Source organism: Kitasatospora sp. NPDC057936 (assembly GCF_042887525.1).
Taxonomy (GTDB): domain Bacteria; phylum Actinomycetota; class Actinomycetes; order Streptomycetales; family Streptomycetaceae; genus Kitasatospora.
Map to the genome: position 1 here is coordinate 11,295 of NZ_JBHVPD010000148.1, position 7,166 is coordinate 18,460.

General features: G+C 73.6%; 7 protein-coding genes. 4 read left to right on the plus strand and 3 right to left on the minus strand.

Going from position 1 to position 7,166, the window contains the following annotated elements; translation table 11 throughout:
- Window positions 1-107: 107 nt before the first annotated feature.
- Window positions 108-1,733, minus strand: a complete 1,626-nt coding sequence (locus ACFVU9_RS43010; protein ID WP_387603111.1) for an alpha/beta hydrolase — start codon at window positions 1,731-1,733, stop codon at window positions 108-110.
- A 252-nt stretch (window positions 1,734-1,985) separates the two neighbouring features.
- Here ACFVU9_RS43010 and ACFVU9_RS43015 point away from each other — a divergent pair, with 252 nt between their 5' ends.
- The 4 genes from ACFVU9_RS43015 (at window position 1,986) to ACFVU9_RS43030 (ending at window position 4,683) form a co-directional block, all read left to right on the plus strand.
- A complete protein-coding gene (locus ACFVU9_RS43015; protein WP_380447594.1) occupies window positions 1,986-2,948 on the plus strand; it encodes a DUF6528 family protein in 963 nt (320 codons plus the stop codon).
- Between the two features lie 266 nt (window positions 2,949-3,214).
- Window positions 3,215-3,526, plus strand: a complete 312-nt coding sequence (locus tag ACFVU9_RS43020; RefSeq protein ID WP_380447592.1) for a hypothetical protein — start codon at window positions 3,215-3,217, stop codon at window positions 3,524-3,526.
- Entirely contained in the window at window positions 3,523-4,071 is a 549-nt protein-coding gene (locus ACFVU9_RS43025) for an acyl-CoA thioesterase (protein ID WP_387603115.1), read from the plus strand. The genes ACFVU9_RS43020 and ACFVU9_RS43025 overlap by 4 nt, the downstream gene beginning before the upstream one ends.
- Window positions 4,072-4,287: 216 nt before the next feature.
- Window positions 4,288-4,683 (plus strand): DUF2267 domain-containing protein, encoded by a 396-nt coding sequence (locus ACFVU9_RS43030; protein ID WP_380447588.1) that lies wholly within the window; start codon window positions 4,288-4,290, stop codon window positions 4,681-4,683.
- Here ACFVU9_RS43030 and manA read toward each other — a convergent pair.
- Window positions 4,647-5,981 carry a mannose-6-phosphate isomerase, class I gene (gene manA, locus ACFVU9_RS43035; protein ID WP_387603118.1) on the minus strand — a complete coding sequence of 445 codons (1,335 nt, stop codon included), beginning with the start codon at window positions 5,979-5,981 and terminating at the stop codon, window positions 4,647-4,649. The genes ACFVU9_RS43030 and manA overlap by 37 nt on opposite strands.
- Window positions 5,982-6,051: 70 nt before the next feature.
- A complete protein-coding gene (locus ACFVU9_RS43040; protein WP_387603121.1) occupies window positions 6,052-7,002 on the minus strand; it encodes an ROK family protein in 951 nt (316 codons plus the stop codon).
- Between the last annotated feature and the right edge of the window lie 164 nt (window positions 7,003-7,166).

The window sequence follows — 7,166 nt, forward strand, 5'->3', positions numbered from 1 at the left end:
CCCCGGTCTTCTTCCCCACATCTTTTTGGGGTGCGGCCGCGGGGGGGGGGGGGGGGGCGGCCCGGCCCCCCCCCCCGGGGCGGGGGGCCCCCCCCCACGGAGGTGAGTCACCGCAGGACGCCGTGCACGGCCTCCGGGTCGGTGGGCGACAGCGGCGCCGCCGGGGCCGCGGTCTTGGCGGTGAGGGTGGGCGGCGGCGTCACCAGCACGGGGGCCGGATCGGCCTCCGGGGCGCAGGTCTTGGCGACGCGGCCCTTGCCGTCGGGGAGGCTGCCGTCGCGCAGGTAGGCGGTGAAGGTGTCGTCCAGGCACGCGTTGCCGTGGAAGAGGATCTCGTGGAAGCTGCCGCCGTCCTGCACGACCAGCTTGCTGCCCGGAAGCGCGTCGTGCATCGCGAGGCCGCCCTCGTACGGGGTGGCGGCGTCCTCGGTGGCCTGGAAGAGGAGGACGGGCGGGAGGCCCTTGCCGGTGATCTTCAGCCGGCCGGCCTGGTTGCCCTGGTACGGCCAGAACATGCAGGCGGCGTTGTACCACATGTTGTTATACGTGTAGAACGGCGCTTCGGCGTTGACCTTGGCCTGGTCCTTCTTCCAGGTCTCCCAGTCGCGCGGCCACGCGTTCTCGGTGCACTGCGCGGCGTTGTAGGCGGGGAACGTGCCGTCGTCGGAGCCGGGCGCGGCGTACTTGTTGTAGGCGATGTTCAGCGGCCGGGTGTCGTGCTGGACGAGGTAGGAGGACAGGACGGTCGCCATCCGGGGCCAGCGCAGGAAGTTGTAGCCGCCGCCGTAGAAGGTGTCCTCGAACTCGGCCGGGCCGATCTTGCCGGGTGCGGGCGCGGCGTCGACCGGGTCCTTCCGCAGGGCGTCCTCGACCTGGGCGTACGCCTTCTCGACGGCGGCCCGGTCGGTGCCGAGGTGGTAGACGGAGTCGGCCTTGGCGGCCCAGTCGGCGAAGGCGTCGAAACGCCGCTGGTGCTCCTTGTCCTGCAGGATGTTGTGGTCGTACCAGCTGATGGTCGGTCCGACGATGCTGTCGAGCACCATCCGGCGGACGTGCTTCGGGAAGAGCTGGCCGTACGTCGAGCCCAGTGAGGTGCCCCACGAGCCGCCGTAGAAGTTGATCTTCTGGACGCCCAGGGCGCGGCGGATGCTGTCCATGTCGCGCGCGTTGTCGACCGTCGTCATGTGCGGCAGCAGCCAGGACCAGTCGGCCGCGCAGTCGGCGGCGTACCCGGCGGCCTTCTTCAGCCATGCCTTCGACGTGCCCTGGCTCACCTGGTAGTCGGGGCGCTCGGCGTCGAAGTAGTGGGCGTCGCAGACGACATGGGGGTCGCTGGCGTTGGTGCCGCGCGGGTCGAAGCCGATCCAGTCGTAGGTGGAGGCGACGTCCTTCGGGATCTGCCCGGAGATGTAGGCGGGCATCCAGAGGCCGGAGTCGCCGGGGCCGCCCGGGTTGAGCAGGATCGGGCCCTGCCGCTTGTCCTTGGGGGCGGTGGCGGGCAGCCGGTTCAGCTTGATCTTGATCTTCCGGCCGTGCGGGTCGGCGTAGTTCACGGGGACGTCGAGCATCGCGCACTGGAGCGCCGGCGTGGTGGCGTCGTTGCAGGAGCTCCAGACGAGGCTGCCCTGGCCGGTGTCCTCCAGGGCGGCGGTGTCGGGCTCGGCGGCGGAGGCGGCTCCGCCCAGGGCGGCGACGGCCGCGGCGGCCGAGAGGAGGGCGATGACTTTTCTCATGGGGAGCATGATGTGATACGTGAAATGGTACTGCCAGGGGCCCGACCGGACTTTACCAAGGCTTGACCGGCGTGGAGTCGGGTCGGAGTCGGTGTGGAGTCGGGTCGGAGTCGGTGTGGAGTCGGGTCGGATCTGGGCGGCGGGCCTGCGGGGTGGGGCGGCGAGGGTGCAAGGGGGGTCGGGCGACGGTTCGCACGCCCGTTCGGCTGCGTGTGCTGTGCGGCGGGCGCGCGGGCCCGGCACGGTGGTGGCGTGCCGAGGAGGACGCTCGTGGGCCTGTGCGCCCTGCTGCTCTGCGCGCCCGCCGCCGGGGCGTACGCGGTCGAGCCCGGCTGGGCGGTGGCCGTCGTCGACCAGGGGTCGCGGCGCGTGCTCGTCCTGCAGAGCGCCGAGGAGCTGATGGCCTACCGGGGCCCCGACCGGCTGCCCGTCGTCTGGAGCTGGAGCGCCGATCTGGCGCCCGACCTCGCCGACCTCGGGCCCGCCACCACGTGGACCGCTCCGGACGAGGCCAAGAGCCGAATACGCGGCGGCCGGCGCTTCCTGCTCGTCACCGCCTCCGGCGGCCTCGCCGCCGTCGTGGACACCACCACCGGCGCGACCCGCTGGGCGACCGACGCCGGGGCGGCGGCCAACCCGCACAGCATCGAGCTGCTCCCCGACGGCAACGTCGCCGTCGCCGCGAGCGAGGGCGGCTGGGTGCGCGTCTACGCCGCCTCGCAGGGGCCGCGGGCCACCGCGCACGCCGAGTACCCGCTCCCCGGTGCGCACGGCGTCCAGTGGGACCGGCGCACCGGCCTGCTCTGGGCGCTCGGCGACGACGAATTGACCGCCCTCCGCGTCGGCGGAACCCCGGCCGCGCCCGCGCTGACCGCCGTCCGCGCCGTCCCGCTGCCCGGCCGCGGCGGGCACGACCTCGCGCCCGTCCTTGCCGCGCCGGGACGGTTCTGGGTGAGCACCCTGACCGCGCTCTGGCAGTACGACACCGCCGGCGGCCGCTTCACCCCCGTCCGGCTCGCCGACCGCGCCGCCGAGCGCGACCTCAAGAGCGTCGGCGACGAACCCGGCACCGGGCGCCTCCTCACCGTCGCCCCCGAGCACACCGCGCCGTGCGACTGGTGCACCTCCGTCCTGACCTTCCACCGGCCCGGCGGCACCCGGGTCCTGCGCGGCACCCACCTCTACAAGGCGCGCTGGTGGGGCGGGGGTTGGTGACGGCGGCCGCGGCACCAGGGGTGGCGGAGGGTGGCGAATACACGCCCCGCGCCGGAGCATTCGGCTGATGCGGCATATTTTGTGCCCCGCCAAACTACTCCAATGGAAGTGAGTTTCCCTTGATCGTCCGCAAACCTGTCGCGGGCCGTGCGGGCTGGGATAGCGTCCGTTCCGCCCGGGGGTGGTCCGACCGTTCCCCCCGGCGTAATCCGACGCATTCGACCAGGGCCGGGCCCTGCCCTGCCGCGACTTTTCCGGGAGAAAACATGCGCAATTGCGTTTCCGAGCAGCAGCCCGCCGCGGTCGACGATCTGCGCCTCGCGGTCGACTCGCTGGCCGCCTTCCCGGCCCGCAGCGCGGCCGGCGGCTCCGACGTCACCGAGCGCCTGGCCGCCGTCGCCGAACTCTGCCGCTCGGTCGACGCGGTGCTCGACAGCCTGGTCGTGCAGACCGCCGCCGAGGCCGCCGAGGAGGGCTGGACCGCGGCCCGCATGGCGAGCGAACAGTCCGCCTACTACGCCAGGTTGCAGCGGGCGCTGCTCCCCGCCGAGACCGGCGCCGGGCTGACGCGGCAGTGAGCGCCCTGCACCCGGGCGCGCACGTGCTGGCCTGCCCCACCCGGTGGAGCGACGTCGACGAGAACGGGCACATCAACAACGCCCGGCTGGTCGGCTACGTCCAGGAGGGGATTTACGACCTGTTCCGCCACCACGCGACCGCCGTGCGGGAATCGCTCTTCCCGTCCGGATTCATCATCGCGCGGCACGAGATCGATTACCTGGAACAGTTGCACCACCGGCCCGAGCCATTGTCCGTCCGGATCTCCGTCGAACGGCTCGGGCGTAGTTCCGCACACGTCGAGGTGAATGTCTGCCGGGAACCACTCGTCTTTATGCGAGCCCGTACCGTGGTGGTCGCCAGGGACCGTGAATCCGGGCGCTCGCGGAAACTCAGCCAGAGCGAACGGCGTTTTCTCTCCGGGTTTATGCCGGAGTGCCTTCGGGCCGCCGAGGTCGCGCCGACGGCGCCGCCGTCCGGGCCGCCGCAGTGGGTCCCGGTCAGGGCCGGCGGGGCCACCTCGGCGCGCCGCACGCGCCGGCGGTGCCGGGCCTCCGCGGCCTGACGGACCGGGTCGAATTCGGGTGTGATCGACAATGGCGTCGGTCCGCCCGCCCGCCCTTCCGCAGTACGCTGAGCAGCACGGGCACCGGTACGTTCGGCGTCGGTGACGTGCTGCGTCGGTCCCCCCGCGCACGCTGGTCGCATTCCGCTCCCGGCCGCCGCGGCAGTCGTCGCCGCCGTTTTCCCGCCGGTACCCACCGGGCGGAAGGAGGACGCGATGACCATTTCCTCGGAGGACTTCCTCGACCGCGTCGTCGAACGCGGGGAGTACGGGGGCCGCGCGGAGGCCGACCACGCCACCCGCGTCGTGCTCGCCCTGCTCGGCGAGCACCTGGTCGGCGGCGAGCGGGGCGAGCTCGCCGAGGCCCTGCCCGGCGCCTATGCCACCCTCCTGCGCGACGCCGCACCGACCTGCGCACCGCTGACCGCCGAGCGCTTCGTCGAGGCCGTCGTCGGCTGGATCGACGGGGCCACCCCGGCGACCGCGCAGTGGGACATCGGGGCCGTCCTCAGCACCACCGTCGACCTCGCGCCCGGGGACCTCGTCGACCGCGTGCTCGACCAGCTCCCCGACGGCTACGACCTGCTCTTCGGCCACCCGCTGCCCGCCTGAGCCGGCGCGCCGGTGGTGGCGCGGAACACCTCGGCGCCCGGGCCGGTCAGCCACACCGGCCCGGCGCCCGGGCGCAGGTAGGCGGCGGCTCCGCGGGGGAGGTCGAGGACGGCTCCGTCGGGGGACCGGAGGCGGGCTTCGGCCTTCGTGCAGAGGAGGATCTGGGGGGTGGGGAGGTCGGCGCGGGTGGGGCACTCGGTGGGGTGGAGCCTGGAGAGGCTGAATTCGGGGGTGGGGGTTGGGAATTGTCCCTCGTCGGTGGGGTCGAGGACGTCTGCTTCGGACGGGTCGAAGCATGTCACGGCGAGGACGCCGTCCACGTCGACGTGCTTCGGTGTGAGGCCGCAGCGCAGCACGTTGTCGGAGTTCGCCATCAACTCCACGCCCGTGCCTCGCAGATACGCGTGGGGGACTCCGGCTCCGAGGTAGAGCGCCTGGCCGGGGGCCAGCCGGACGTGGTTGAGGAGCAGGGCGGCGATGAGGCCGGGGTCGCCGGGGTGCTCGTCGGCGGCGCGGGCGTAGGCGGCGCAGGCCTCGGCGTACGGGCTGTCGGTGGCGGCGATGCGGTGTAAATGTGCTGCGAGGGTGGCGAGTTCGGAGTGGGTGGGGCGGGTCTTGGTGAAGGCTTCGCGTAGCAGGTCGGGGAGGACCTCGGTGGCGGGGCGGCGGCTGCGGAGGGCGTCGGCCCAGGGCGCGAGCATCGGGACGTCGCGGGTGTCGCGGGTGTTGGGGGTGTCGCGGGTGTTGACGGTGTTGAGGGTGTTGGGGGTGTCGCGGGTGTTGACGGTGTTGAGGGTGTCGAGGAGGTCGGCGGTGGCGGCGGTCGGCCTGAAGCCGCACAGGGCCTCGAAGTCGGTGAGGGCGCAGAGCAGTTCGGGCTTGTGCTCACGGTCCTTGTACATCCGCTCGGGCGCGTCGAGCGGGATGCCGCGCGCCTCCTCGTCGTCGTACCCTGCGGCCGCCTGCGCCCGGGTGGGGTGCACCTGGATGGACAGCGGCCGGTCGGCGGCGAGCACCTTGAGGAGGAACGGGAGTACCGGGCCGAAGCGGTGGACGGTGTCGGGGCCGAGCAGGGTGTCGGGGGCGGCGGCGATCAGTTCGTCGAGTGGGCGCGGAGTGGTGGGGCCGTCGGGGTCGAGGAGGAGGGACGGGGCGGACGGGTGCGCGCCCATCCACAGCTCGGCCTGTGGCGCGCCGGTCGGTGCTGTGCCGGTCAGCTCGGGGATGGCGGTGAGGGAGCCCCAGGCGTAGGTGCGGACCGGGTTGTGGAGCAGGGCGAAGGGAGGGAGAAGGTGCATGGCGGGTCTCCCGGGGGTCGGGGGTGGTGCGTGGTGCGCGGTGCGTGGCGCGTGGCGCGTGGCGTGCGGGTCAGCGGCAGAGGGCGGCGGCGCCGATCAGGCCCGCATCGGTGCCGAGTTCGGCGTGGCGGACGTCGAGACCCCGGACGTACGGCAGGGCGGCGTACTCGTCGAGGTGCCGGGCGAGCGGGGTGAACAGCAGCTCCCCGGCGGTGGCGACTCCTCCGCCGATCACCACCCGGTCGAGGTCCACGAGCGTGGCGGTGGCGGCGATCCCGGCCGCCAGGGCCTTGGCGGCACGGTCGAAGGAGGCCAGCGCGATCCGATCGCCGGCGGTGGCGGCTTCGGCGACGGCGCGGGCCGAACGGTCCTCCCCGGTCGGCTGCCAGCCCTCGGCGAGTGCCCGGCGGGCGATCGCCGTGCCGCTGGCGATGCCCTCCAGACAGCCCCGCGAACCGCACGGGCAGGGCTCGCCGTCCAGGTCGACCGTGATGTGGCCGAGGTGGCCCGCGTTCCCGCTCGGGCCGGGCCGGACGGAGCCGTCCAGGACCAGGCCCGCGCCGACGCCCGTCGACACCACCAGGCACAACGCGTTCGCGGCGCCCCGCGCGGCACCCCGCCAGTGCTCGGCGGCGGCCATCGCGACGCCGTCCCCGGCCAGGTGTACGGGCAGGTGGCGGGCGGCCACGGCCGGGTGTGCGGCTGATTCGGCGACGAGCGGGAAGCCGCGCCAGCCGGGGATGTTGACCGGGCTCACCGTGCCCTGGACGAGATCCACCGGGCCGGCGCTGCCGATGCCGAGGGCGGTCACTGCGGCCCAGCCCGGTGATCCGGCCAGCTGGTCCAGCACCTTGTGCACGACGGCGAACACCGCCCCGGCCGGCTCCTGGGCGGGGGTCGGCAGCTGGACCCGATGGTGGAGCCGCCCGAGGTCGTCGACCAGCGCCCCGGCGATCTTCGTGCCGCCGATGTCGATGGCGGCGAACAGGGGGGCGGGGGTGTTGGCGGGGGCGGCGGGCATCGGGGACGGCTCCTGTTGGGGGGTGGGTGGTGGGGTTGTGGTTAGCGTAGTGGGGGCCGCTGCGCGGGGCTTGGGGTGCGGGGTGGGCTTTCGGGTGGGTGGGGGGTGCCGGGGGTGGCTGCGGGGGTGAACACGACGGGGTGGGGGTGCAGTATGTAATCAAA

Excerpts from the sequence above, each read along its gene's own strand:
- ACFVU9_RS43030 (WP_380447588.1), top strand. The coding sequence starts at position 4,288 with ATGACCATTTCCTCGGAGGACTTCCTCGACCGCGTCGTCGAACGCGGG.
- manA (WP_387603118.1), bottom strand. The coding sequence starts at position 5,981 with ATGCACCTTCTCCCTCCCTTCGCCCTGCTCCACAACCCGGTCCGCACC.
- ACFVU9_RS43020 (WP_380447592.1), top strand. The coding sequence starts at position 3,215 with ATGCGCAATTGCGTTTCCGAGCAGCAGCCCGCCGCGGTCGACGATCTG.
- ACFVU9_RS43010 (WP_387603111.1), bottom strand. The coding sequence starts at position 1,733 with ATGAGAAAAGTCATCGCCCTCCTCTCGGCCGCCGCGGCCGTCGCCGCC.
- ACFVU9_RS43040 (WP_387603121.1), bottom strand. The coding sequence starts at position 7,002 with ATGCCCGCCGCCCCCGCCAACACCCCCGCCCCCCTGTTCGCCGCCATC.